A 22,561-nucleotide genomic window follows, 5' to 3' on the forward strand; every position below is an offset into this window, starting at 1 on the left:
CGGCCCACCGGCCGGGAGGGGCGGCAACGCCTCGGCTACTGCTGACGGATGAGCCGGTCGAGGTCGGGCTGCCGGTCGAGCACCCGGTGTTTCTGCGCGAGTTCGGCGAGCTTCTGCAGGCTCGCCCGGTCGACGTCCCAACCGAACGCCGGGAGCTTGACCGACTCCGCCACCGGCGGCGGCAGTTGGAGGTTGTCCTTGATGGCCTGCCGCACGGCCGGCATGCTGGCCGGGTCCTGCGCCCACTCCAGGGTCTTCTTCATCGCCGCAGAGAAGTCCTCGACCAGCTTGGCGTCCTTGTCCATGCGGGTGGTGGTGGTGATCGTGGTGAGGGTGGCCAGGCCGGGCACGACCGACTGGTAGGGCGCGACGACGAAGGTGTCGCCCCGGCCCTTGAGTTGGGTGACGAAGGGTTCCGGCACCCAGGCGGCGTCGATGTTGCCGGCGGCGAGCTGGGCCGGGGCGTCCGGGAAGGCCACCTCGACGAACTTGATCCGCTTGGGGTCGCCGCCGTCCTTCTCCACCGCCGCCATGATCGTGACATCGCCGGCCGCGCCCAGGCTGTTCACCGCGACCCGCTTGCCCGCCAGGTCGGCCGGCCGCGTGACTCCGGACTTCGCCGAGGCCACCACGGCGTTGATGTCGTCGCCGTCGGCGTAGGACGAGGCGTAGTTGCCGATGATGACGACGCCGAGGTTCTGCAGGTCGGCGCGGAACGGGCCGAAGGGCTGGCCGATCGCGAAGTCGATGTCGCCGTTCATCAGCGCCGGGATGGCCTGCGCGCCGCCCTGGGCGGGAAGCACCTCGACCTGGAGCCCACGCTCGGCGAAGATGCCCGCCTTGATGCCGCCCCACAGCGCGGCGGTCTCGGTGATCGGCAGCGCCGCGACCCGGACCTTGCGCAGGTCGCCCGAGGTCTGGGGGGACGGGGTGGACGCGTCGGAGTCGGTGCATCCGGTGAGGGCGATCGCGGTGACGGCGATCAACCCGAGAGCCATGACCTTCTTCATTGACGAGGCCCTTCCTGGGCGGGGGTGGTGGGGTGCGTCGGAAGCCGGCGAGATGCCTCGGATCTGCGGGGGAACCAACCGCTGCGTGGGGGCGCACGCCGCTGTGTTGGCCATGGTCAGCCACCCCGGCATCGAAAGTCAAGAATTTCTGACGCCCGTCAGGAATGAGTTGAACGACGCTGTGTCGTGGTGGCGTCGCTCCCGCCGGCACCCGGGCGGCAGGGGGTGTCGCGCGGCGGCCACGTTGGTGGCTGCGCTTCCGCCGGGGCGGGTCCGAGGTGGTCAGACCTCGGGCAGGCCCACGTAGTTCTCGGCCAGGCTCGTCGCATAGGCGCGGGAGGTGGCGGCGTACCGCAGGGTCGCGGTCTGCAACTTCGCCTCGTACGGGTCGTCGTGCGCCAGCCGGTGCAGCATCGAGGTCATCCACCAGGAGAAGTGCTGGGCCCGCCAGACCCGGCGCAGCGCGGTGGTCGAATAGCTGGCCAGCAGGTCGGTGCGCCCGTGGCCGTACCAGGCGGCGAAGGCGTCGCCGAGCAGCGCGACGTCGGCCAGTGCCAGGTTCATCCCCTTCGCGCCGGTCGGCGGGACGATGTGCACGGCGTCCCCGGCCAGGAACAGCCGTTCCCACTGCATCGGCTCCACCACGAAGCTGCGCATCGGGGTGAGGGACCTCTCCAGCACCGGCCCCTCGGTGAGCGACCAGCCCGGCACCGTCTCCAGCCGGGCCCGCAGCTCCGCCCAGATCCGCGCGTCCGGCCAGGCGGCGAGATCCTCGTCGGGGGCGACCTGGAGATAGAGCCGGGAGATCTCGGGGGAGCGCATGCTGTAGAGGGCGAAACCCCGGTCGTGGTGGGCGTAGACGAGTTCCTGCACCGCCGGCGCGGCGGCGGCGAGCACGCCCAGCCAGGCGAAGGGGTACGCCCGTTCGTAGCTGGTCAGCACCCCCTCGGGCACCGCACCCCGGCTCACCCCGTGGAACCCGTCGCAGCCGGCCACGAAGTCGCAGCGCAGCTCCTCCTCCCGGCCGTCGCGTCGGTAGCGGACCACCGGCGAGGAGGAGTCGAGGCCGTCCAGGCGGACCACGTCGGCCTCGAACAGGATCGTGCCGCCGGCCGCGAGCCGGGCGGCGATCAGGTCCTTGACCACCTCCTGCTGCCCGTAGACGGTGATCGCCCGCCCGGTCAGCTCGGTCATCGGCACCCGGTGCGACTCCCCGGCGAAGCGCAGCTCGATGCCCTCGTGTCGCAACCCCTCCCGGAGCAACCGCTCGCCCAGGCCGGTGCGGCAGAGCAGGTCGACCGAGCCCTGTTCGAGGACGCCGGCGCGGACCCGGTGCTCGACGTGGTTCCGGCTGCGGCTCTCCAGCACCACCGAGTCGATGCCGTGCCGGTGCAGCAGGTGCGACAGCATGAGTCCGGCCGGCCCGGCGCCGACGATACCGACCTGGGTACGCATCCCGGTCCGTCCCTTCTGGACACCGATCCGCCGCCGGGCACCTGCGCCGGGCACCGAAAGTGTTCGCTCAGCGAACGAGTGTTCTCCCATTGAACGTTGGCACGTAGCCGGGCCCGCGTCAACGCCCGGTCCGGACGGTGGTCGCCTCCGGTGCCACGGCCGGCGGCGGACATTGACGGATGCCGCCGCCGGCCGTACGTTCGACATGAGTACGACAGTCCGCATGGCGAACACGTGCCCCATCCGAGGCGGGAGGCCCATGGCGAAGCTCGTCCCGCTGGCCGACGCCGTGGCGGAGCTGGTCCACGACGGCGACGTGGTGGCCCTGGAGGGGTTCACCCACCTCATCCCGTTCGCCGCCGGTCACGAGATCATCCGCCAGGGTCGCCGGGAGCTGACCCTGGTGCGGATGACCCCCGACGTCATCTACGACCAGCTCATCGGGGCGGGATGTGCCCGTCGGCTGGTCTTCTCCTGGGGCGGCAACCCGGGGGTGGGGTCGCTGCACCGGTTCCGCGACGCCGTGCAGCACGCCTGGCCGGGTCCGCTGGAGCTGGAGGAGCACAGCCACGCCGGCATGGCCAACCGCTACGTGGCCGGGGCGTCCGGGCTGCCGTTCGCCGTGCTGCGCGGCTACACCGGCACCGACCTGCCCCGGCACACGGCCAACATCCGGCCGGTCAACTGCCCCTTCACCGGCGAGACCCTGACCGCCGTGGCGGCCCTGCGTCCCGACGTGACGGTGGTGCACGCCCAGCGCGCCGACCGGGCCGGCAACGTGCAGATGTGGGGTATCACCGGGGTGCAGAAGGAGGCGGTGCTCGCCGCCCACCGGTCCCTGGTCACCGTCGAGGAGATCGTGGCCGAGCTGACGCCGGTGCCCGGCCAGGTCGTGCTGCCCGGCTGGGCGGTCACCGCCGTCGCCGAGGTGCCCGGGGGCGCCCACCCCTCGTACGCCCAGGGCTACTCGGTGCGGGACAACGACTTCTACCGGGCCTGGGACGCCGTCAGCCGGGATCGCGACACCTTCCGCGACTGGCTCGACCGGCACGTGCACCGGGCCGGGGCGACGACATGACCCTGCCGGTCGTTCCCCGTCACCGGCCGCGCCGCGGGGCGTCGACGTGAGCGGTCCGCACCCGCCGGCCGACTGGACCGCCGACGAGATGATGACCGTCGCCGCCGCCCGGCAACTGCGTGACGGCACCGCCTGCTTCGTCGGGATCGGGTTGCCCAGCACCGCGGCGAACCTCGCCCGGGTGACCCACGCCCCGAACCTGGTGCTCGTCTACGAGTCCGGCTGCCTCGGCGCGAAACCGGACCGACTCCCGCTGTCCATCGGGGACGGCATCCTCGCCGACACCGCCGACGCGGTGGTGTCGGTGCCCGAGGTGTTCAACTACTGGCTGCAACCCGGCCGGATCGACGTGGGGTTCCTCGGCGCCGCGCAGCTCGACCGGTACGGCAACCTCAACACCACGGTCGTCGGCGGCGACTACACCACCCCCGCGGTCCGGCTGCCCGGCGCCGGCGGGGCGCCCGAGATCGCGGCCTCCTGCGGCGAGGTCGTGGTGATCGTCCGGCAGAACCTCCGCACCTTCACCGAACGGGTCGACTTCGTCACCTCCGTCGGGTACGGGGCGGGCCCCGGTGACCGGCAGCGGCTCGGCCTGCGCGGCGGCGGCCCCCGGCTGGTGATCACCGACCTCGGCGTCCTCGAACCCGATCCGGTGAGCTGCGAGCTGACGCTGACCCGGCTGCATCCCGGGGTGACCCGGGAGCAGGCGCGGGCGGCGACCGGCTGGGACCTCGCCGTCGCCGAGTCACTGACCACGGGTGACCCGCCGACTGCTCACGAGTTGGCGGTGCTGCGCGCGTTGCAGGCGACGACTGACGGGAGCCGACGATGACCGAGGACACCGCCCGCCGGGCCGACCGTGCACCGGTGCTGCCGACCTACCGGCGCGACGACGTCGACGTCCACCCGCCCCTGCTCAGTCCCGACTACCGGTCGACCGTGGCGCGGGCGCCCCGGCAGCCGCTGGCCCACCTGCCGCAGCGGCTGACCGAGATCACCGGGCCGCTGCTCGGCGAGGGACGGCTCGGCGACCTCGACCACGACCTGACCCGCCAGCACGACGGGCCGCCGCAGGGCCAGCGGATCATCGTGCACGGCCGGGTCCGGGACGGCGACGGCCGCCCGGTGCCCCACACGCTGATCGAGATCTGGCAGGCCAACGCCGCCGGAAGGTACCGCCACGCGAGCGACACCTGGCCGGCCCCGCTCGACCCGCACTTCGACGGGGTCGGCCGGGCGCTCACCGACGACCGGGGGCGCTACCGGTTCGTGACCGTGCAGCCCGGGGCCTACCCCTGGCGCAACCACGACAACGCCTGGCGACCGGCGCACATCCACTTCTCCCTCTTCGGTCGGGCGTTCACCCAACGCCTGGTCACCCAGATGTACTTTCCCGGCGACCCGCTCTTCTTCCAGGACCCGGTGCTGCACTCGGTCCGCGACCCCGGGGCCCGGCAGCGGCTGATCGCCCGCTACGACCACGCCGCCACCGCGCCGGAGTGGGCGCTGGCCTACGAGTTCGACATCGTGCTGCGCGGCCGGGAGAGCACCCCCTTCGAGGACGGCGACGACGATGAGTGAACGGCTGGCCGTCACCCCCGCGCAGACCGTCGGGCCGTACCTGAGCATCGGTCTGCGCTGGCCCGACGGCCCGTACGTGGTCCCCGAGGGCACCCCCGGCGCGTTCTGGATCCGGGGCCGGATCGTCGACGGCGCCGGCGCACCGGTGGTCGACGCGCTGGTGGAGAGCTGGCAGGCCGACCCGGACGGCCGGTTCGACCACCCGGACGACCCACGCGGGGCCCACCCGCCGGCACTCGCGGGCTTCCGGGGATTCGGCCGCAGCGAGACCGACGACCAGGGGCGCTACCGGCTGCTCACCGTCCGGCCGGGGTCGTTGCCCGACCCGGACGGCGGCGTCGAGGCCCCCCACCTGACCCTGTCGGTCCTCGGGCGGGGGCTGCTGCACCGCCTGGTCACCCGGCTCTACTTTCCCGACGAGCGGACGGCCAACGCCGCCGACCCGGTGCTGTCCGGCATCGACGCCGGGCGCCGCGACACGCTGGTGGCCGGCACCGCGCCGGACGGGTTCCGCTTCGACATCCACCTGCAGGGCGACCGTGAGACCGTCTTCTTCGCCGTCTGACGGCCTGCTCTCCGGCCTGTCCGGCAGCCCGGACGTGGACCGGGAACTCGACGATCCGGCCCTGCTGCGGGCACTGCTCGACGCGGAGGCCGCGCTCGCCCGGGCAGGTGCGGCGGCCGGGGTGCTGCCCGCAGCGGCGGCCGACGCGATCGTCGACCGGTGCCGCGCCGAGCGGTACGACCCGGCGGCGCTCGGCCGGGCCGCCGACGCCGCCGGCAACCCGGTCGTCCCCCTCGTGCGGGAGTTGACCGCCGCCGTGCCCGAGCCCGCCCGACCATGGGTGCACCTCGGCGCGACCAGCCAGGACATCATGGACACGGCGCTGAGCCTGGTGGCCGTACGGGCGCTCGGGCCGGTGCTGCGCCACCTCGACGCGGCCGTCGACGCCGCCGCCCGGCTCGCCGCCACCCACCGCGACGACGTGCTGGTCGGCCGGACCCTCGGGCAGCAGGCGGCACCCACCACGTTCGGGCTGACGGCCGCCGGGTGGCTGACCGGCCTGGCGCAGGCCCGGGACCGGCTGCGGCAGGCGGCGGACGGGCAACCCGCCCAACTCGGCGGTGCGGTCGGCACCCTGGCCGCGCTCGGCCCGGCCGGCCCCGAGATCGCCGCGCGGTTCGCCGCACAGTTGGGGCTGCCCGCGAGCCCGCTGCCCTGGCACACCCAGCGGCAGCCCCGCCTCGACCTGGCCGCCGCCCTCGGTGGGCTGCTCACGGCCACCGGCAAGGTCGCGCTCGACGTCGGGCTGCTCGCCCGGACCGAGGTCGGTGAGGTCGCCGAGGGCGGCACCGGCCGGGGTGGCTCCTCGGCCATGCCGCACAAGCGCAACCCGGTGGACTCGATCCTGATCGGCGCCGCCGCGCGCCGTGGACCGGGCCTCGTCGCCACGCTGTTCGCCGCGGCCGTGCAGGAACACGAGCGGGCCGCCGGTGGCTGGCACGCCGAGTGGGAGCCGCTGCGCGACCTGCTGCACCTGGCCGGCGGCGCCGCCGGCCGGTGCGCCCGGCTGCTGACCGGGTTGCAGGTCCGTCCGGAGCGGATGCGGGCGAACCTCGACGCGACCGGCGGGCGGGTGCTCGCCGAGGCCGTCGCCGCCCGGTTGGCGTCCGCCGTCGGACGCGGCGTCGCGCACGACCTGGTCGCCCGCGCCGCCGACGCGCCCTCGATGCGGGCGGCGCTGCTCGCCGACCCCGAGATCCGGGCCCACCTGTCCGAGGCGGAGGTCGACGAGGCGCTCGACCCGTACCGCTGGCTCGGGTCGGCCGGGGTGTTCGTCGACCGGGCGCTGGCCGCCGTCCGGGGAGCGGGGGCGTGACCTCCCGGCTGCATCTCACCGTCGACGGTCCGGCCGCCGCACCGGTGCTGCTGCTCGGCAGTTCCCTCGGCACCGCCGCCGCGATGTGGGAACCCCAGGTCCCGCTGCTCGCCGAGCGGTTTCGGGTCATCCGGTACGACCACCTGGGCCACGGCCGTTCGGCGGTGCCGGCCGGGCCGTACACCCTGGATCTGCTGGGTCGGGAACTGCTGCGGACGCTCGACGACCTCGATCTGCGGTGGGTCCACTACGCGGGGCTGTCCCTCGGCGGCATGGTCGGCATGTGGCTCGCCGCCCACGCGCCCGACCGGGTGCGGCGACTGGCCCTGCTGTGCACCTCGGCGTCGCTCGGCCCGGCCGGGCCGTGGCGGGAGCGGGCGGCGACGGTGCGCGCCGGTGGTCTGCCGACGATCGCCGACACGGTGGTGGCCCGCTGGTTCACCCCGGCGTTCGCCACCGCCCGCCCGGACGTGGTCGCCGCACACCGGGCCATGCTGACCGCGACCTCTCCGGCCGGATACGCGGCCTGCTGCGAGGCGATCGCCGCGATGGACCTCCGCCCCGACCTGGGCCGGATCGACACGCCGACCCTGGTCGTCGCGGGCGCGGACGACCCGGCGACCCCGGTGGCGCACGCCCGGGAGATCGTCGGACGCGTCCCCGGGGCACGGCTGGTGGTGGTCGGCGCGGCGGCGCACCTGGCCAACGTCGAGCGACCCGCGCAGGTGGGCCGACTCCTGCGGGAACACTTCGAGGAACCGGGTGGATGATGGACGACCGCGAGCGGCACGAAACCGGCATGACGGTACGCCGGCAGGTGCTCGGCGACGCGCACGTCGACCGCGCGGTCGACGGCACCGACGCGTTCACCGCCGACTTCCAGGACTTCATCACCCGCTACGCATGGGGCGAGGTGTGGACCCGGCCCGGTCTCGACCGGCGTACCCGCAGTTGCATCACCCTCGCCGTGCTCGCCACCCTGCACCACGACGAGGAGTTGGCGATGCACGTGCGGGCCGCGTTGGGCAACGGGCTGAGCGAGCAGGAGGTGGCGGAGGTCCTGCTCCAGGTCGGCGTCTACGCTGGCGTACCGGCGGCGAACCGGGCGTTCACGGTGGCCCGGGAGGTCCTGCGGCGGGAGGCGGGTTGAGGGTGGGCGAGGAGGCGGCGCGGTCGCCGGAGTTCGTGCAGTCGCTGGAACGCGGCCTCGCGGTGATCCGGGCGTTCGACGCCGAGCATCCACAGCTCACCCTCAGCGAGGTGGCCCGCCGCACCGGGCTGACCCGGGCCGCGGCCCGCCGGTTCCTGCTCACCCTGGTCGAGCTGGGGTACGTGCACAGCGACGGTCGGCTCTTCTCGCTGCGGGCACGGATCCTCGCCCTCGGCTACGCCTACCTGTCGGGCCTGGGCCTGCCGGAGATCGCGCAGCGGCACATGGAGGCGCTGGTCGCGCAGGTGCACGAGTCCTGCTCGGTGTCGGTGCTCGACGGCGACGAGGTGGTCTACGTCGCCCGGGTGCCCACCAAACGGATCATGACAGTGGGGATCAGCGTCGGCACCCGGTTCCCCGCGTACGCCACGTCCATGGGTCGGGTGCTGCTCGCGGCGCAACCGGCGGACCGGCTGGACGACTACCTCGCCACCGCGCAGCTGCGGCCGCTGACCCGGCGTACCGTCACCGACCCGGCGAAGCTGCGGACGATCCTGACGAAGATCACCGCCCAGGGGTACGCGATCGTGGACCAGGAGCTGGAGGAGGGGCTGCGGTCGCTGGCCGCGCCGATCCACGGCGCGCAGGGCGCGGTGGTCGCGGCGGTGAACCTGTCCGCCCACGCCAGCCGGGGGTCCTTCGAGCTGATCCGGCGGGAGTTGCTGCCGCCGCTGCTGGCCACCGCCCAGCGGATCGAGGAGGACCTGCGCGGCGCGGCCTGAGCCGGCTCCGTCGTGTCGGGCCCGTCGTCACCGGACCCGGTAGAGGCGATCCGCCGGGTCCACGACGACGGCCAGCAGCCTGCCGGGCACGAGCGACGGGTCGGCGGGCCGGACCACGTCCGCCTCGAAGGCGGCGAACCCGGGCCCGCTGATCCGCAGGTGGAGCAGGAGCCCCGGGTCCTCGCCGCCCAGGTGGGGGGTCACGGTGCGGACCTCTGCTGTCGCGGCGACCCCGGCGGCGTCGAGCTGGCGGGCATCGCGGCGGGACCGGTCGACCACCCGCCACCCGAAGACGCCGAACCCGACCCCGACGATCGTGGTGAACACCCCGCCCGCGATGAGGCCCCAGCGCTGCCCGGGCGACACCGCCAGGTCCCCCGCCACGTCGGCGGCGAGCAGGACCGGGCCGGGCAGACAGATGGCCAGGAACAGCAGCCGGCAGAGCAGCGCGCCGACCGGCCCGGTGTGCGCCTCCGCCTCCCGGGGTGCGCTCGTCATGCCGGCACCCTAGAACACCGTGTGACGTCGCGGCACCCTGTCGTGCGGTGCGGTGCGGTGCGGTGCGGTGCCGTGTCGTGCGGTGTCGTGTCGTGCGGTGCCGTGCGGTGCCGTGCCGTGCGGTGCCGTGCCGTGCCGTGCGGTGGGCTGGTGCCGGGCACCTGCCCACCGCACGGCCTGCTCACCGGCGGCGCGGGTGGTTGGTCAGCTTGCGGTGCAGGTGACGGTGGCACCGGTGCCGCTTCCGGTGCCCTGGAACCCGAAGCTGGTGCTCTGCCCCGCGCCCAGTCGGCCGTTGTAGCTCTGGTTGGTGACGGTGATGGTGCCGCTCGTCCCGCTGGCTACGCCGTTCCACACCGAGCTGACCGACGTGCCGCCCGGCAGGGTGAGGGTGACCCGCCAACCGGTGAGCGCGCTGGTCCCGGCGGTGACGCTGACGTTGGCGACGAATCCGCCGTTCCACTGGTCCTGCACGGCGTAGCCGGCGGTGCAGCCGGTGTCCCCGCCGGGCGGTGGGGTGGTCGGCGGCGGCGTGGTCGGCGGGGGAGTCGTGGGCGGCGGGGTGGTGGGTGGCGGCGTGGTCGGCGGCGGGGTGGTCGGCGACGGGCCGTCGAGCGTCAGGTTCTTCTGCTGGACGGTCCACTGGCTGCGGCACAGCCCGCAGTTGGCGCCGACGAAGTTGCTGCCGGCGGTGGTGTCACCCTTGAGCCGCCACTTGAGATAGAGCACCGCGACCCGGCCGAACTCGCCACCGTTGGGCTGGTCGTAGGTGCCGCCGTGCCCGACGTTCAGGTTGCCCATGAAGGCGGGCAACCCGGCCGGCAACTTGCCCCAGTCGTCGATCGCGTTCGGGTAGGCGATGTCGCTGGGCCCGCCGACGAAGTAGGCGATCGGCTTGGTGAGCCGCCGGAGCTGGTAGTCGTCGGCGTCGTTGAGCAGGCCGCTGCTGAAGATGCCGGTGGTGGTGACGCGCGGGTCGTTGGAGACGGCGTACGCCTCCAGGCCGCCGCAGGAGAAGCCCGCGACGGCGACCTTGCCGGTGTCGATCCGGTGGTAGTACTTGCTGCCCTGGCGGGAGTTCTCCGCGACGGCCCAGTCGATGGACTGGGTGAGCATCTGCGAGTTGGTCGAGCCGGAGGCGTTCGGCCCTCCGTTGGCGATGGCCAGGAAGCCGTGGGAGGCGATCTCGCGCAGGAAGTTGCCCTGGGACAGGCCGTTGGCCGAGCAGCCGCCGTTGCCCCACACGAAGATGGGCAGGCGCTCGGTCGGGAGCGTCTGGGGTCGGAAGATGGTGTGGTGGGGCAGGCTGGTCGAGGTCTCGTAGTCGGCGGGATAGGGCCCCGAACCGCCGACTGCGGCGTCGGCCGGCGTCGCCCCGAGCGCCAGCAGCATGGCGGCCGCCGGCACGAGGGCGGCCGTCAGGCCGGCGTAGAGCTTCGATCTCCTTGGCATGCGCCCTCCAGCGGATGTCGGCGATGGCACCCCTGCGGTGGCGGCGGCGCTGTGTTCCGCCGGGCCCGACCAGGGTGGTCAGCACCGGTGACGGGGCGGGCCGACGTGGACGCGTCGACCGTCCGGCCGCAGTCCCACAGGCGGTCGCGGTATGTGGTCACTATCACCGGGGCAACGAAAGGTGTCAATGTGTTGCCCGCCTGGCGGGCGGGGTGCGACGTCCGGGGGTGCCGCCGGTCGGTTCCGGTGCAGGCCGAGGTGGCCGTGCACCTGGCCCGCAAGCGCGGTGAGGAGGTGCCGGAGGCGCTGCTGGCGATCCGGACGGCCGGTCGGGAGGCGACCCGGGAGCTGCGGGCGACCCTGGAGGTGCTGCGGGACGACGGTGAGCGCGTGCCGCGCGGTCTCGACCACGTCCCGGAGCTGGTGCGCCGGGCCCGGGCGGCCGGGCTGGACACGACGCTGACCATCGGGGGCCACCGGCGCGACGTGCCGGCGGCGGTCGGTCGTACGGCCTACCGGATCGTCCAGGAGTCGCTCACCAACGTCACCCGGCACGCCACCGCCACGACGGCGTCGGTCCGGATCGACTACCGCCCGGACGCGCTCGCCGTCCAGGTCGACGACGACGGCGGCGCCCTCCCGACCGGCGTGCCGACGCCCGGCGTCGGACTGCTCGGCATGCGCGAGCGGGTGGCCGCGCTCGGTGGTCGGCTGCGTGTCGGACCGCGCGGCGACGGCGGCTTCACCGTGCATGCCGAACTCCCCACGGGTGGCACCCCGTGATCCGGGTGCTGCTGGTCGACGACCAGCCGCTCCTGCGCAGTGGCTTCCGCGCGTTGCTCGACATGGAGGACGACATCGAGGTGGTGGGGGAGGCGGCCGACGGCGTGGCGGCGCTGACGCTCGCCCGGCGGCACCGGCCGGACATCGCGCTGCTCGACATCCAGATGCCGGTGATGGACGGCATCGAGGCGACCCGGCGCATCGCCGCGGACCCGGCCCTGACCGGGGTGCGCGTCGTCATCCTGACCAACTACGGCCTGGATGAGTACGTCTTCGACGCGTTGCGCGCCGGTGCGGCCGGGTTCCTGGTCAAGGACATCGTGCCGGAGGACCTGCTGCACGCCGTCCGGGTCGCCGCGCGCGGTGACGCCCTGCTCGCGCCGTCGATCACCCGCAGACTCATCGACCGGTACGTCTCCGCACCCCCCCGGGTCGACCTCGGCCCCGGGCCGGCCGGGCTGACCGGTCGGGAGCGCGAGACCGTCGCCCTGGTCGCGCGGGGCCTGTCCACCGCGGAGATCGCCGACCGGTTGGTGATCAGCCCGTTGACCGCCAAGACCCACATCAACCGGGCGATGACCAAGCTCCACGCCCGCGACCGCGCCCAACTGGTGATCCTCGCCTACGAGTCCGGCCTGGTCGCCCCCGGCGGAGGATGAGCGCCACGGCGACCCGGGTGTGCCGTGCGGGCGGGACCGGTTGGGCGGCGGGTCGGGGCGCCGGTCGGCCTCGCGGCGTCTCCTGCGGCCCGTGACATGATGACGCCCATGGGCAAGCAGCAGGACGTCGGCGGGACCGACCGTCACAGTGGGTCGGGTGCCGCGGCGCAGGATGCGACGGACGGTGGGGTCGAGGCCCGGCTCGCCCTCGCGCAGGACCCCGGCACGGCCCACCTGACCCTGATCGACCTGGCTGCCGACCCGTCGCCGGTGGTCCGCCGGGCGGTCGCCACCCGGGCCGACGCGCCCGCCCAGGCGCTGCGTCCGCTGACCCGCGACCATGACCGTGAGGTGCGGGAAGCGGTGGCGAGGAACCCCTCGACCTCGATCGCCAACCTGCTGCGCCTGGTCAAGGACGCCGACCGGTGGGTCCGCTGGGCGGTCGCCGGCAATCCGGCCTGCGACGAATCGGTACGTCGGGTGATGGCGCAGACCGCGGACAAGGAGCTTCGTGGTCTGCTCGCCGAGTCGCGGGACCTGGAGCCCGAGTTGGCCGCCCGGCTGGTCGCCGACGTCTCACCCGAGGTGCGGGAACGACTCGCCATCCACACCCACGACCCCGAGGTGATCACCGCGCTGCTGGCCGACCGGACGGCACGGGTGCGCAAGGGGCTGGCCCGCAATCCGCGTACCACCGCCGCCCACCGCAACGCGCTCGCCCAGGACCCGGTGCCGGACGTCCGCGCCGCGCTGGTGCTCGCCGTCGCGCTGGACGAGGCGGATCTGCGCCTTCTGGTCGACGACCGGTCGGTGCAGGTGCGGATGGCGGTGGCCACCTCGGAGGTCGTCCCGTCGCACCTGCGGCAGGTGCTCGTCGACGACCCCGACGAGATGGTGGCCGGTGCCGCCCGGGAGTTCCGCTCCGGCACGGGAGCCTCCCCGGTGGTACGCGCGCCGCGCGTCGGTCACCGGGCTGCGGGGGCCGGTCGCGGTCGGCCGGGCAACAACACCGGGCGCTGAGTCCGCGGCCCGTACCACCGGTCCTTCCCGGGCGGCCCGAAGACCACTGGCGGCTCCGGGGGTCTTCCCGGCGGGTGGATTGTGCGCGAAACTTCTCGGGCGGATTGACCGGGGTGGCTCTCTTCGGTTCCTTCCGACCGGACGGTAGCATTATGTGGCTGTACAGGGGACAGGAGGCCACCAATGGCGCGTGCGACGTCTCGGCCGGAGTCGACCCGACGCCGGCAACGTTGGCCGGACGGGTACGACCCGGAGAACACCCGCAACTCGTTGATCACGAGTGCGCTGGGGCTGATCGAGCAGCGTGGCTTCGACCGTACCTCGGTGCAGGAGATCGCCGATCAGGCGCAGCTCACCAAGGGTGCCTTCTACCACCACTTCGCCAGCAAGGACGACCTGCTGCGGCACATCCAGGAGGAGTACCTGGAGGCGCAGCTCGCCGCGCTCCAGAAGATCGAGGCCGACAGCGACGACCCGGCCGTGCGGGTGCGGGAGCTGATCCGGTTCAGCCTCACCAGTGTGGCCGAGTACCGGGCCCACGTGACGATCTTCTATCAGGAGCGGCGCTACCTCACCGGTGACCTGTTCGCCGAGGTGACCCGCAAGCGTGGCCTGGTGGAGGCGGCCTTCGCCGGGATGATCGCCGACGGTGTCACCCGGGGGGTGTTCCGCCCGGACGTCGACCCGCGCATCGCCACCTTCGGGCTGGTCGGCATGTGCGCCTGGGCCTACCAGTGGCTCAACGTGGGTGGTCCGCTCAGCGTCGACGAGGTGGCCCGCCAGTTCAGCGCGATGGTGCTGGAGGGTCTGTCCGCCTGACCGCCCGGCCCGGTGGCTGATCCGGCGGGCGGTCGGTGCCGTGGCCCGGACGGCCCGTCGGCCCCGCAACGCCGCCGTCAGGCGGACGGATCGTCACTCGGCGAGCAACTGGCGGGCCATGACGATGCGTTGGACCTGGTTGGTGCCTTCGTAGATCTGGGTGATCTTGGCGTCGCGCATCATCCGCTCGACCGGGTAGTCGCGGGTGTAGCCGTACCCGCCGAGCAACTGCACCGCGTCGGTGGTGATCTCCATCGCCGCATCGGAGGCGAAGCACTTCGCCGCCGCCCCGAAGTACGTCAGGTCCGCGTCACCCCGCTCCGACTTCCCGGCCGCCGCATACGTCAACTGCCGGGCGGCTTCCAGTTTCATGCCCATGTCGGCGAGCATGAACTGCACACCCTGGAACTCGGCGACCGCCTTGCCGAACTGTTTGCGTTCCCGCACGTACCCCTTGGCGTAGTCCAGGGCCCCCTGGGCGATCCCGACGGCCTGCGCGGCGATGGTGACCCGGGTGTGGTCCAGGGTCCGCATCGCGGTGCCGAAACCGGTGCCCTCCGCGCCGATCATCCGGTCGGCCGGGATCCGCACGTTGTCGAGATAGACCTCCCGCGTCGGGGAACCCTTGATGCCCAGTTTCTTCTCCGGCGCGCCGAAGCTGACCCCCGGATCGGACTTCTCCACCACGAACGCCGAGATCCCCCGCGACCGGGCGGATGGGTCGGTCACCGCGAACACCGTGTAGAACTCCGACACCCCCGCGTTCGTGATCCACCGCTTCACCCCGTTGAGCACCCAGTGATCACCGTCACGCACCGCCCGGGTGCTCATCGACGCCGCGTCACTACCCGCCTCCGGCTCCGACAGGCAGTACGAGAACATCCCCTCACCCGCGGCGACCCGGGTCAGGTAACGCTGCTTCAACTCCTCGGAGCCGGCCAGGATCAGCGGCATCGTGCCGAGCTTGTTCACCGCCGGGATCAGCGACGACGACGCGCAGGCGCGGGCCACCTCCTCGATCACGATCGCGGTGGCCAGGGCGTCCGCCCCCGCACCGCCGTACTCGACGGGGATGTGCGGGGCGTGGAAGTCGGCGGCCCGCAACGCGTCGTACGACGTCTGGGGGAACTCGCCGGTCTCGTCGGCGATGGCGGCGTGCGGCGCGACCTTGGCGTCGCACAGCGCCCGCACGGCCTCCCGGACCGCCGCGTGCTCCTCGGGCACCTGGTACGCCTCGAACACCGCAAACCCCCTCGTCGACATGCCTGCCGGGGATAATACCATCCGGTCGGTATGAACAGCATCCCTTGAGTTGTCCGGCCCGGAGGTGTTAGATACCCACCAGTCGGAATGTAGGAGGCCGGATGACCCGCGCGGTCCGGGCAGGCATGGACTTCATCTCCGCGCTCGACCGAGGCAGCCTGGGGGACCTGGGCCGGCTGTGCGCCGGGGACGCGACCTGGTGGGTGGACACCGGCCCGGACCGACGCGGCGGCGACCCGGTCCTCGCACCGCACGGCAGCGGGCGCTTCCCGTTGCACGGCGTCATGCGGATGGACGACAAGCTCGCACTGATGCGCTCCCTCGGCCCGCACGCGTTCCCGACCGGCTGCCGGCAGATCCCACGCCGGATCGTCGCCGGGGACGACACCTGCGTCATCGAGGTCGAGGGGTACGGCGTGCACGCCAGTGGCCTGGAGTACGCCAACCGCTACGGCTTCGTCTTCGACGTGAACCCGGCCGGAGCCGTCGTGGCGGTCCGGGAGTACCTCGACACCAGCCACGCGCAGCACGTCGTGGGCGGCGGGGCGGCCGTCCCCCGCAGCAGCCTCGACGACCGTCCGGCCCGCCGCGCGCCCGACCCCGCCGACGCGCCCGCGGTGTTGGCGACGGCGCTGGCCCCGTGGCCGGCGCTGGCCCGGGGCGACCTCGACGCGTTCGGCGCGCTGTTCACCGCCGACGCCACCTGGTGGACCGACTCCGGCCGCCGCCGTGACCTCGGCCGGCAGCACCGGTGGGGCGACCTCGACGCCGGCCCGTTGCACGGCCGGGTCGCGATGACCGGCAAACTCGCCGCGATGCGGGCGCGGCTGGCCGGTGGGGCGTACCGGTCGGCCGCCGTCGAGGTGACCGCCGAGCGGTGGATCGTCGACGACACCCTGGTCGCCGTCGAGGCCCGGGGCGAGGCCACCCTCGGGGACGGCTCCCGCTACCAGAACCGCTATCTCTGGGTCGTCGACGTCCGGCCCGGGGGCATCGCCGATGTCCGCGAGTACTGCGACACCCTGCACGTCGCCGACCTGATGGGCCACGACGCGGAGGTCGGCCGATGACGTTGCCGTTCACCGACCTCAACCACGTGCTGACCACCACCCGGTCGGTCCGGCTGCGCCTCGACTACGACCGCCCGGTGCCGATCGGCCTGATCGGCGAGTGTCTGCAACTCGCGGTGCAGGCTCCCACCGGCGGCGGCGCCGAGGACTGGCGCTGGCTCGTCGTCGGCGACCCGACCCTCAAGGCCGAACTGGCGACGCTCTACCACGCCGCCTACCAGGAGTACGTGCACCAGCCGCTGCACAGCGCGGCGGGCGCGGACAGCGATCTCGTCCGGGGCCGCCTCGGCGGTGTCGACGCCGACGGCACGGTCAGTGCCCGGACCGCACGCATCCTCGCCGGCGCCGAACACCTCGCGCGGAACATCGGCCGGGCCCCGTACCTCGTCATCCCCTGCGCGACCCGGCCCGACCCGGCCACCGGTGGCCCCGGCACCAACTCCGCCCTCTACGGCTCGCTCTATCCGGCGATCTGGCAGTTCAACCTGGCACTGCGGGCCCGGGGGCTCGGCACGGTGATCACCACCCTGCACCTGCACCACGCGGCGTCCGTCGCCGCGCTGCTCGGCATCCCCGACGACGCGGTGCAGATCACCATGCTGCCGGTCGCGTACACCGTCGGCACCGACTTCAAGGTCGCGGCCCGGCGGCCCGTCGACGCCGTCAGCTATCTCGACCGGTGGGGGACGCCGTTGCCCTACCGGGACAAGCCCGTCGACCGCCTCACCGGAGAGGACCACGGATGAGCAGCAAGGTGATCACCGACATCGACGAGGTGCTGACCACCACCCGGGCGGTGCGCCGCCGGATGGACCTCGACCGGCCCGTCGGCCGGGCCGTCATCGAGGAGTGCCTGCGCCTCGCGCAGCAGGCGCCGATGGGCTCCAACCTGGAGGACTGGCGGATCGTCGCGGTCGACGACCCGACGCTCAAACGGCAACTGTCCGAGCTGTACACCGAGATCTGGGACGCCACCGTCGCGCAGCCCCTGGCCGACGGCGAGGCGGCGACCACCGCCCGGTTGTCGCCGGGCGTCCGCGCCGACCCGCAGGCCCAGGCACGACAGCACCGGGTCCTCACCGCCGTCAAGCACCTCGTCGACCACCTGGCGCAGGTGCCCGTCCTCGTCGTGCTGTGCAGCACCAAGCCGATCCCGCAGCGCCCGGTGGGCGGCACCGCGTCCGGCTACTACGGGTCGATCTTCCCGTTCGCCTGGTCGTTCCAGCTCGCGCTGCGCTCCCGGGGCCTCGGCTCGGTGCTGGCCACCGCCATGGCGCACCGGGCCACCCGGGTACGCGAGGTGCTCGGCCTGCCCGACGACTGGCGACCCGTCACCCTCGTCCCGGTCGCCTACACCCGGGGGCTCGACTTCCGCCCCGCCGCCCGGGCCGACCTCGCCGACGTGGCGAGCTGGAACGGACCCACCGAGCGGGCCGGATCGGCGACGCGATGAGAGCCGCCCACGTCCTGACACCCTGCGCCGACGACCCGGTCGGCGCGCTGCGCGTCGGCGACCTCGACGCCCCGGCGGCACCCCCGGGCTGGGTGGACGTCGACGTCCGGGCCGGCGCGCTCAACATGCACGACCTGTGGACGTTGCGCGGTGTCGGCACCGCACCGCACGACGGGCCCCGGGTCATCGGCAGCGACGCGGCCGGGGTCGCCGGGGGCCGCGACGTGATCGTCTACCCCGTGCTGCCCACCGCGCCGAACGGCCGGACCGTCCCGCACGCCACCCTGCTCCCCGACGTCGGTTACGGGGTCCTCGCCGAGCGGATCGTCGTGCCGGCGGCGCATCTCGTCCCCAAACCGGCCAGGCTGAGCTGGGCCGAGGCGGCCAGCCTCCCGACGGCCTGGCTCACCGCGTACCGGATGTTGTTCACCAGGGCGGCGGTCGCTCCCGGGCAGGTGGTGCTGGTGCAGGGCGCGGGCGGTGGGGTCGCCACCGCCGCGATCAGCCTCGCCGTGGCCGCCGGCGCCACCGTCATGGTCACCTCCCGGTCCCCGGCCAAACGGGAACGGGCGCTGGCCCTCGGCGCGGCCGTCGCCCTGGACAGCGGCGCGCGGACGCCGGAACTCGCCGACATCGTCGTCGAGACCGTCGGCCCCGCCACCTTCGCCCACTCGACCCGCGCGACCCGGGCCGGCGGCACCATCGTGGTGTGCGGCGGCACGAGCGGTTTCACCGCCGAACTGGACCTGCCGCGCCTGTTCGCCCGGGAGATCAGCGTGCACGGCGCGACCATGGGCACCCTCGACGAGTTCGTGGCCCTCGTCGGGTTCGTCGACACCCACCGCGTCCGGCCCGCCGTCGACAGCGTCGTCGACCTCGCCGACATCCGCGTCCAGGCCGGCCGGATGCTCGCCGGCGCCGGGTTCGGCAAGCTCTGCGTGAGCCTGACGTGACCTCCGTGGCGCTGACCCGGCGGGGGGCCGCCCTCTGGGCGCGGATCGACCGTCCCGGGGCCGGCAACGCCTGCGACAGCACGGTGCTGGCCGGGCTCGAACGGTGGTTGGCCGGTGCGGCCGACCCGGACGTCCGGGTGCTCGTGCTCACCGGGACCGGCCGGAGCTTCTGTGCCGGGGCCGACCTCGCCGAGGCCACCGGCCTGCTCGGGGACCTGCCCGCGCTGCTGGCCCACCTCGACCGGGGCCGCCGCCTGGTACGCGGCATCCGGGCGGCCCCGGTGCCCACCGTCGCCGCGGTCAACGGGGCGGCCTTCGGTGGCGGCCTCGAACTGCTGCTCGCCTGTGACCTCGCCGTCGCCGCCGACAGTGCCCGCCTCGGCGACCGGCACCTCGCCGTCGGTCAGGTCCCCGGTTGGGGGTCCAGCGTCCTGCTGCCCCTCGCCGTCGGCCCGGCGCTCGCCCGCCGCCTGCTGATCACCGGGGAGACCTGGTCGGCCGACGAGTCCGTACGCCGGGGACTGGTCAGCGCGGCGGTGCCCGACGATCACCTCGTCGGGCACGTCGACGCGCTGGCCGACGCGGTGGCCGCCCTCGACGCGACGGCGGTCCGGCGGATGCTGGGCCTCGCCCGCCCGGTGCCCGACGAGGCGGCCTGGGACCGGGAGTGGGCGACCCTGACCGCGCACGTCACCGCCCAGGCGGCCGTCCGCACCGGATCGACGCCCCCGGGGGAGCCCCCCGACTGATCCCCTCCGTGCACCGCGCCGGCCCGCCGGAGCAGATCCGACACCCGTACCGACCACCGAATTGGAGCACCCGGATGCGCGCCACGAGACGAACCACCGTCGACACCCCGGACGACCTGCTGGCGCTGGCCGGCGCGGAGTTGGGCGTCAGCGCGCCGCAGGTGGTGACCCAGCAGCAGGTCGACCAGTTCGCCGACGTGACCGGGGACCACCAGTGGATCCACGTCGACGTCGCGCGGGCCCGGTCCGGGCCGTTCGGCAGCACCGTCGTGCACGGGTTCCTGACCCTGGCCCTCGTGCCCCGGCTGCTCGCCGACATCCTGGAGGTGCGGACCTTCTCGATGGGGGTCAACTACGGCCTGGACCGGGTCCGGTTCGTCCGGCCGCTGCCGCCGGGAGTCGAGATCCAGGGCACCGCGACGCTGGTCTCGGCGACGCCGATCGCCCCGGCGGGCGAGGGGTCGGCCGCCGGGGTGCAGGCCAAGGCGTCGATCGTCGTGGAGTTCGCCGAGACGTCGCAGCCCTGCTGCGTGGCGGAGATCCTGTTCCGGTACCACGCCTGAGGCCGCCGGCCGGCGCCCACCCGGCCGCCGGCCGGCTGCTCACTCGTCAGGGCCGGCGGCCGACACTCACCCGGTGCGGCCGCCGTCCGGGGCTCGCCCGGTGGGGCCAGCGGCCGACGCTCACCCGGTGCGGCCGCCGGCCGGCGCTCACTCGGTCGCCGGTCGGGACGGCGCGACGAACCGGCCCCGGTAGAACGACAGCGCCGGCACGTCCGTCGGCTTCAGGTGCACCTGGTCGACGTCGAGCAGGATGATCACGTGGTCGCCGCTGGTGATCACCTCGTCGCGCCGGCCGGCGAGGATCGCCGGGGTGTCGGGCAGCAGCGGTACGCCGTCCGGGCCGGGCACCCAGGACACCCCGTCGAGCCGTTGCGCCCCGGACAGGCCGGAGGTGGCGAACCGTCGGGCCACGTCCTGCTGGTCCTGGCTGAGAATGTGGATCGCGATCCGGTCGGAGCCCATCAGGACCGGGAAGCTCGACGAGAAGGTGGTCACGCAGAACAGCACCTTCGCCGGCTCCAGCGAGACCGAGGTGAACGAGTTCACGGTCAGCGCGGCGACGGTGCCCTCGGCGGTCACCGCGGTCACCGCCGTCACGCCGGTGGGGAAGTGCCCGCACACCTGGCGGAACTCGGCGGAGTCGAACAGGGGCTCGGCCATCATCGGTTCACCGCCGGGTCGCAGGAGTCGTGGTCGGGGCGGAGCCCGTCTTCGAGCTGGATGAGACACAGGGTGTGGCCGCCGGGGTCCTTCACCAGGTGCAGCCGTCCGTGCGGGGTGTCGACCGGCCCGACGGTCGGCGATCCGCCGAGGGCGCTCACCCGGGCCAGCGCGTCGTCCAGGGAGGCGACGGCGAAGTAGGTGATCCACTTCGACGGGATGAGGTTCGGCCAGGCGTTGTCGAGTTCGAGGATGCCGGCGACCGGGACGTCCCCGAGCGTCAGGAGGGTGTAGGGCCGGGCCGTCGGTGAGTCGTCGCGCTGCTGGGTGGTGTAGCCGAACAGGGCGCGGTAGTAGGCCACCGACTCGGCGGGCTCGCCGGTGTCCAGCTCGTTCCAGCACAGCGCGCCGGCCGAGTTGACCGCCTGGACGCCGAGGCGCGACTCACCCTGGTAGAGGCCGAAGGCGGCGCCGAAGGGGTCGATGACCGCCGCGCCGGTGCCGGCCGCCGGCAGGTAGCGCGGCGGCGAGACCAGTTCGCCGCCGAGCGTCACCGCCTGCCGTGCGGACGCGGCGACGTCGTCGACGGCGAAGTAGGTGAGCCAGCCCCGGGGCCGGCCGCCGTGCAGGGTGGTGGCGTCGGAGATCCCGGCGACGTCCCGCCCGTCGATGCTGCACATCCGGTAGGTGGTGGCACCGAGCCGTTCGGCGCGGACGGTCCAGCCGAGCAGCGCGCCGTAGAACGCCTCGGCCTGCTCCGGGTCGGGGGTGCACAGCTCCACCCAGACCGCCTCGCCGGGTCGGAATCGTGGTCTCATCCGGCTGCTCCCTGGGTGGCCGGGCCCGCGACGATCGTGCGGGCCGAGATGTCGTACGCCTGGTCGGCGGTGCCGGTGGCCAGGCTCGACTCGATCACCTCGACCACCGCCCGCAGGGTGGGACCCGGCACGGCCAGCAGGGTGTCGACGAGGTCGTCCACCGCCCGGTCCAGGTCGTCGTCGGCGACCACCCGCACGACCAGGCCCCAGCCGAGGAGTTGGTCGGCGGTCGCGGTCGCCGCGCCGGTGAGCAGGTGGTAGGCCTGCGGCCGGGGCACCGACCGGGCGATCGTGTGCCCGACGCCGGCCGGCGCGAAGCCGTACCGGGCCTCCGGCAGGGACAGCCGGGCCCCGGCGGCGGCGACCGGCAGGTGTACGGCGCTGAGCAGGCCGACGCCGAACCCGATGATCCGACCCCGGACGGCGGCGACGACGGGTACCGGCAGCCGTCGGATGCGCTGTAGTGCCTCGTCGCTGGCGCGCAGGTCGGCGGCGACCGTCTCCCGGCTGGCGTCGGCCAGCGCGGCGAAGGAGGAGGTGTCCCAACCGGCGCAGAAGTGTTTTCCGGCCAGTTCGAGGCGGATGAGCGCACAGCGCGCGTCGGCGGCGGCGGTCTCCAGCGCGTCGACGAGGTCGTGCAGCGTCGCGGTGTCGAAGCAGTTGCCGCGCGCCGCGTTGTCGTAGCGGACCAGGGCGAGGCGGCCGTCGTGCCCGGAGGTGCGGGTGATGGTCACCGCGGTATCATACATACCAGTCGGTATGAATACAACGGCGCTGGCCGCGGGGGCTTTGTCACGCGAATGTCACGAGCGAGATACCCGGTTGACCCGTTGACTTGATACCGGCTGGTCGGTACTTTGTGGCG

Annotated in this window: 26 protein-coding genes; 18 read left to right on the top strand and 8 right to left on the bottom strand. The window is 73.7% G+C overall.

Annotated features, from left to right (window positions below; genetic code table 11):
* Nucleotides 1–35: 35 nt before the first annotated feature.
* The gene (locus ACQP1S_RS13090; RefSeq protein ID WP_432906646.1) at nt 36–998 is read right to left on the bottom strand and encodes an ABC transporter substrate-binding protein; all 963 of its coding nucleotides are present in this window, start codon (nt 996–998) and stop codon (nt 36–38) included.
* A 294-nt stretch (nt 999–1,292) separates the two neighbouring features.
* The gene (locus ACQP1S_RS13095; RefSeq protein WP_432906648.1) at nt 1,293–2,465 is read right to left on the bottom strand and encodes a 4-hydroxybenzoate 3-monooxygenase; all 1,173 of its coding nucleotides are present in this window, start codon (nt 2,463–2,465) and stop codon (nt 1,293–1,295) included.
* A gap of 259 nt (nt 2,466–2,724) precedes the next feature.
* On the opposite strand from ACQP1S_RS13095, the gene ACQP1S_RS13100 reads away from it, so the two are divergent.
* From ACQP1S_RS13100 to ACQP1S_RS13135, 8 genes are read left to right on the top strand one after another with little or no spacing between them, the layout of a single operon-like run.
* Nucleotides 2,725–3,543, top strand: coding sequence for a CoA transferase subunit A (locus ACQP1S_RS13100; protein WP_432906650.1), 819 nt, complete (start codon nt 2,725–2,727; stop codon nt 3,541–3,543).
* 46 nt (nt 3,544–3,589) lie between these two features.
* Nucleotides 3,590–4,375 carry a CoA-transferase subunit beta gene (locus ACQP1S_RS13105; protein WP_432906652.1) on the top strand — a complete coding sequence of 262 codons (786 nt, stop codon included), beginning with the start codon at nt 3,590–3,592 and terminating at the stop codon, nt 4,373–4,375.
* Complete coding sequence (pcaH, locus tag ACQP1S_RS13110) at nt 4,372–5,124, top strand: protocatechuate 3,4-dioxygenase subunit beta (RefSeq protein ID WP_432906654.1); 753 nt, start codon at nt 4,372–4,374, stop codon at nt 5,122–5,124. Before ACQP1S_RS13105 ends, pcaH begins: the two co-directional genes overlap by 4 nt.
* Nucleotides 5,117–5,689, top strand: a complete 573-nt coding sequence (gene pcaG / locus ACQP1S_RS13115) for a protocatechuate 3,4-dioxygenase subunit alpha (RefSeq protein ID WP_432906656.1) — start codon at nt 5,117–5,119, stop codon at nt 5,687–5,689. Before pcaH ends, pcaG begins: the two co-directional genes overlap by 8 nt.
* A complete protein-coding gene (pcaB, locus tag ACQP1S_RS13120; RefSeq protein ID WP_432906658.1) occupies nt 5,664–7,004 on the top strand; it encodes a 3-carboxy-cis,cis-muconate cycloisomerase in 1,341 nt (446 codons plus the stop codon). Before pcaG ends, pcaB begins: the two co-directional genes overlap by 26 nt.
* The gene (gene pcaD, locus ACQP1S_RS13125) at nt 7,001–7,774 is read left to right on the top strand and encodes a 3-oxoadipate enol-lactonase (RefSeq protein WP_091247012.1); all 774 of its coding nucleotides are present in this window, start codon (nt 7,001–7,003) and stop codon (nt 7,772–7,774) included. Before pcaB ends, pcaD begins: the two co-directional genes overlap by 4 nt.
* The gene (gene pcaC, locus ACQP1S_RS13130) at nt 7,771–8,154 is read left to right on the top strand and encodes a 4-carboxymuconolactone decarboxylase (RefSeq protein ID WP_432906660.1); all 384 of its coding nucleotides are present in this window, start codon (nt 7,771–7,773) and stop codon (nt 8,152–8,154) included. The genes pcaD and pcaC overlap by 4 nt, the downstream gene beginning before the upstream one ends.
* 2 nt (nt 8,155–8,156) lie before the next feature.
* Nucleotides 8,157–8,936 (top strand): IclR family transcriptional regulator, encoded by a 780-nt coding sequence (locus ACQP1S_RS13135; protein ID WP_432907990.1) that lies wholly within the window; start codon nt 8,157–8,159, stop codon nt 8,934–8,936.
* 27 nt (nt 8,937–8,963) lie between these two features.
* Here the strand turns inward: ACQP1S_RS13135 and ACQP1S_RS13140 are convergent, their stop codons facing one another.
* Nucleotides 8,964–9,434: a hypothetical protein gene (locus tag ACQP1S_RS13140; RefSeq protein WP_432906662.1), complete on the bottom strand. Its 471-nt coding sequence runs from the start codon at nt 9,432–9,434 to the stop codon at nt 8,964–8,966.
* Between the two features lie 204 nt (nt 9,435–9,638).
* A complete protein-coding gene (locus ACQP1S_RS13145; protein ID WP_432906664.1) occupies nt 9,639–10,886 on the bottom strand; it encodes a cellulose binding domain-containing protein in 1,248 nt (415 codons plus the stop codon).
* Between the two features lie 189 nt (nt 10,887–11,075).
* Here ACQP1S_RS13145 and ACQP1S_RS13150 point away from each other — a divergent pair, with 189 nt between their 5' ends.
* The 4 genes from ACQP1S_RS13150 to ACQP1S_RS13165 all read left to right on the top strand — a co-directional run bounded on the left by ACQP1S_RS13150 (nt 11,076) and on the right by ACQP1S_RS13165 (nt 14,167).
* Complete coding sequence (locus ACQP1S_RS13150) at nt 11,076–11,669, top strand: sensor histidine kinase (protein WP_432906666.1); 594 nt, start codon at nt 11,076–11,078, stop codon at nt 11,667–11,669.
* Nucleotides 11,666–12,328 carry a response regulator gene (locus tag ACQP1S_RS13155; RefSeq protein WP_432906668.1) on the top strand — a complete coding sequence of 221 codons (663 nt, stop codon included), beginning with the start codon at nt 11,666–11,668 and terminating at the stop codon, nt 12,326–12,328. Before ACQP1S_RS13150 ends, ACQP1S_RS13155 begins: the two co-directional genes overlap by 4 nt.
* A gap of 108 nt (nt 12,329–12,436) precedes the next feature.
* Entirely contained in the window at nt 12,437–13,348 is a 912-nt protein-coding gene (locus ACQP1S_RS13160) for a hypothetical protein (RefSeq protein ID WP_432906670.1), read from the top strand.
* Between the two features lie 183 nt (nt 13,349–13,531).
* The gene (locus ACQP1S_RS13165; RefSeq protein WP_091247001.1) at nt 13,532–14,167 is read left to right on the top strand and encodes a TetR/AcrR family transcriptional regulator; all 636 of its coding nucleotides are present in this window, start codon (nt 13,532–13,534) and stop codon (nt 14,165–14,167) included.
* A 93-nt stretch (nt 14,168–14,260) separates the two neighbouring features.
* On the opposite strand, the gene ACQP1S_RS13170 is transcribed toward ACQP1S_RS13165, so the two are convergent.
* Nucleotides 14,261–15,430, bottom strand: a complete 1,170-nt coding sequence (locus tag ACQP1S_RS13170) for an acyl-CoA dehydrogenase family protein (protein ID WP_432906672.1) — start codon at nt 15,428–15,430, stop codon at nt 14,261–14,263.
* 101 nt (nt 15,431–15,531) lie between these two features.
* Here ACQP1S_RS13170 and ACQP1S_RS13175 point away from each other — a divergent pair, with 101 nt between their 5' ends.
* From ACQP1S_RS13175 to ACQP1S_RS13200, 6 genes are all read left to right on the top strand, one after another.
* Nucleotides 15,532–16,500, top strand: coding sequence for a nuclear transport factor 2 family protein (locus tag ACQP1S_RS13175; protein WP_432906674.1), 969 nt, complete (start codon nt 15,532–15,534; stop codon nt 16,498–16,500).
* Nucleotides 16,497–17,246 carry a nitroreductase family protein gene (locus ACQP1S_RS13180; protein WP_432906679.1) on the top strand — a complete coding sequence of 250 codons (750 nt, stop codon included), beginning with the start codon at nt 16,497–16,499 and terminating at the stop codon, nt 17,244–17,246. Before ACQP1S_RS13175 ends, ACQP1S_RS13180 begins: the two co-directional genes overlap by 4 nt.
* Nucleotides 17,243–17,953, top strand: coding sequence for a nitroreductase family protein (locus ACQP1S_RS13185; protein WP_091246993.1), 711 nt, complete (start codon nt 17,243–17,245; stop codon nt 17,951–17,953). Before ACQP1S_RS13180 ends, ACQP1S_RS13185 begins: the two co-directional genes overlap by 4 nt.
* Entirely contained in the window at nt 17,950–18,906 is a 957-nt protein-coding gene (locus ACQP1S_RS13190; RefSeq protein WP_432906682.1) for a zinc-binding dehydrogenase, read from the top strand. The genes ACQP1S_RS13185 and ACQP1S_RS13190 overlap by 4 nt, the downstream gene beginning before the upstream one ends.
* A 5-nt stretch (nt 18,907–18,911) precedes the next feature.
* Nucleotides 18,912–19,655 carry an enoyl-CoA hydratase/isomerase family protein gene (locus ACQP1S_RS13195; protein WP_432906684.1) on the top strand — a complete coding sequence of 248 codons (744 nt, stop codon included), beginning with the start codon at nt 18,912–18,914 and terminating at the stop codon, nt 19,653–19,655.
* A gap of 74 nt (nt 19,656–19,729) precedes the next feature.
* Nucleotides 19,730–20,218, top strand: a complete 489-nt coding sequence (locus ACQP1S_RS13200; protein ID WP_432906686.1) for a MaoC family dehydratase — start codon at nt 19,730–19,732, stop codon at nt 20,216–20,218.
* 147 nt (nt 20,219–20,365) lie between these two features.
* Here the strand turns inward: ACQP1S_RS13200 and ACQP1S_RS13205 are convergent, their stop codons facing one another.
* The 3 genes from ACQP1S_RS13205 to ACQP1S_RS13215 are packed head-to-tail and all read right to left on the bottom strand — an operon-like array spanning nt 20,366 to nt 22,430.
* Nucleotides 20,366–20,881 (bottom strand): flavin reductase family protein, encoded by a 516-nt coding sequence (locus tag ACQP1S_RS13205; RefSeq protein ID WP_091246984.1) that lies wholly within the window; start codon nt 20,879–20,881, stop codon nt 20,366–20,368.
* Nucleotides 20,878–21,696, bottom strand: a complete 819-nt coding sequence (locus tag ACQP1S_RS13210) for a VOC family protein (RefSeq protein ID WP_363674517.1) — start codon at nt 21,694–21,696, stop codon at nt 20,878–20,880. Before ACQP1S_RS13210 ends, ACQP1S_RS13205 begins: the two co-directional genes overlap by 4 nt.
* Complete coding sequence (locus ACQP1S_RS13215; protein ID WP_432906688.1) at nt 21,693–22,430, bottom strand: enoyl-CoA hydratase/isomerase family protein; 738 nt, start codon at nt 22,428–22,430, stop codon at nt 21,693–21,695. Before ACQP1S_RS13215 ends, ACQP1S_RS13210 begins: the two co-directional genes overlap by 4 nt.
* Between the last annotated feature and the right edge of the window lie 131 nt (nt 22,431–22,561).

Source organism: Micromonospora matsumotoense, from assembly GCF_050951065.1.
In the GTDB taxonomy this organism is placed as follows: domain Bacteria; phylum Actinomycetota; class Actinomycetes; order Mycobacteriales; family Micromonosporaceae; genus Micromonospora; species Micromonospora matsumotoensis.

Bases quoted from the DNA above. Each gene is read 5' to 3' on its own strand.
- ACQP1S_RS13205 (WP_091246984.1), bottom strand. From the start codon at position 20,881: ATGATGGCCGAGCCCCTGTTCGACTCCGCCGAGTTCCGCCAGGTGTGC.
- ACQP1S_RS13190 (WP_432906682.1), top strand. From the start codon at position 17,950: ATGAGAGCCGCCCACGTCCTGACACCCTGCGCCGACGACCCGGTCGGC.
- ACQP1S_RS13160 (WP_432906670.1), top strand. From the start codon at position 12,437: ATGGGCAAGCAGCAGGACGTCGGCGGGACCGACCGTCACAGTGGGTCG.
- ACQP1S_RS13175 (WP_432906674.1), top strand. From the start codon at position 15,532: ATGACCCGCGCGGTCCGGGCAGGCATGGACTTCATCTCCGCGCTCGAC.
- ACQP1S_RS13090 (WP_432906646.1), bottom strand. From the start codon at position 998: ATGGCTCTCGGGTTGATCGCCGTCACCGCGATCGCCCTCACCGGATGC.
- ACQP1S_RS13140 (WP_432906662.1), bottom strand. From the start codon at position 9,434: ATGACGAGCGCACCCCGGGAGGCGGAGGCGCACACCGGGCCGGTCGGC.
- ACQP1S_RS13145 (WP_432906664.1), bottom strand. From the start codon at position 10,886: ATGCCAAGGAGATCGAAGCTCTACGCCGGCCTGACGGCCGCCCTCGTG.
- ACQP1S_RS13185 (WP_091246993.1), top strand. From the start codon at position 17,243: ATGAGCAGCAAGGTGATCACCGACATCGACGAGGTGCTGACCACCACC.
- pcaC (WP_432906660.1), top strand. From the start codon at position 7,771: ATGATGGACGACCGCGAGCGGCACGAAACCGGCATGACGGTACGCCGG.
- ACQP1S_RS13200 (WP_432906686.1), top strand. From the start codon at position 19,730: ATGCGCGCCACGAGACGAACCACCGTCGACACCCCGGACGACCTGCTG.
- pcaG (WP_432906656.1), top strand. From the start codon at position 5,117: ATGAGTGAACGGCTGGCCGTCACCCCCGCGCAGACCGTCGGGCCGTAC.
- pcaH (WP_432906654.1), top strand. From the start codon at position 4,372: ATGACCGAGGACACCGCCCGCCGGGCCGACCGTGCACCGGTGCTGCCG.
- ACQP1S_RS13180 (WP_432906679.1), top strand. From the start codon at position 16,497: ATGACGTTGCCGTTCACCGACCTCAACCACGTGCTGACCACCACCCGG.
- ACQP1S_RS13100 (WP_432906650.1), top strand. From the start codon at position 2,725: ATGGCGAAGCTCGTCCCGCTGGCCGACGCCGTGGCGGAGCTGGTCCAC.
- ACQP1S_RS13210 (WP_363674517.1), bottom strand. From the start codon at position 21,696: ATGAGACCACGATTCCGACCCGGCGAGGCGGTCTGGGTGGAGCTGTGC.
- ACQP1S_RS13095 (WP_432906648.1), bottom strand. From the start codon at position 2,465: ATGCGTACCCAGGTCGGTATCGTCGGCGCCGGGCCGGCCGGACTCATG.
- ACQP1S_RS13170 (WP_432906672.1), bottom strand. From the start codon at position 15,430: ATGTCGACGAGGGGGTTTGCGGTGTTCGAGGCGTACCAGGTGCCCGAG.
- ACQP1S_RS13165 (WP_091247001.1), top strand. From the start codon at position 13,532: ATGGCGCGTGCGACGTCTCGGCCGGAGTCGACCCGACGCCGGCAACGT.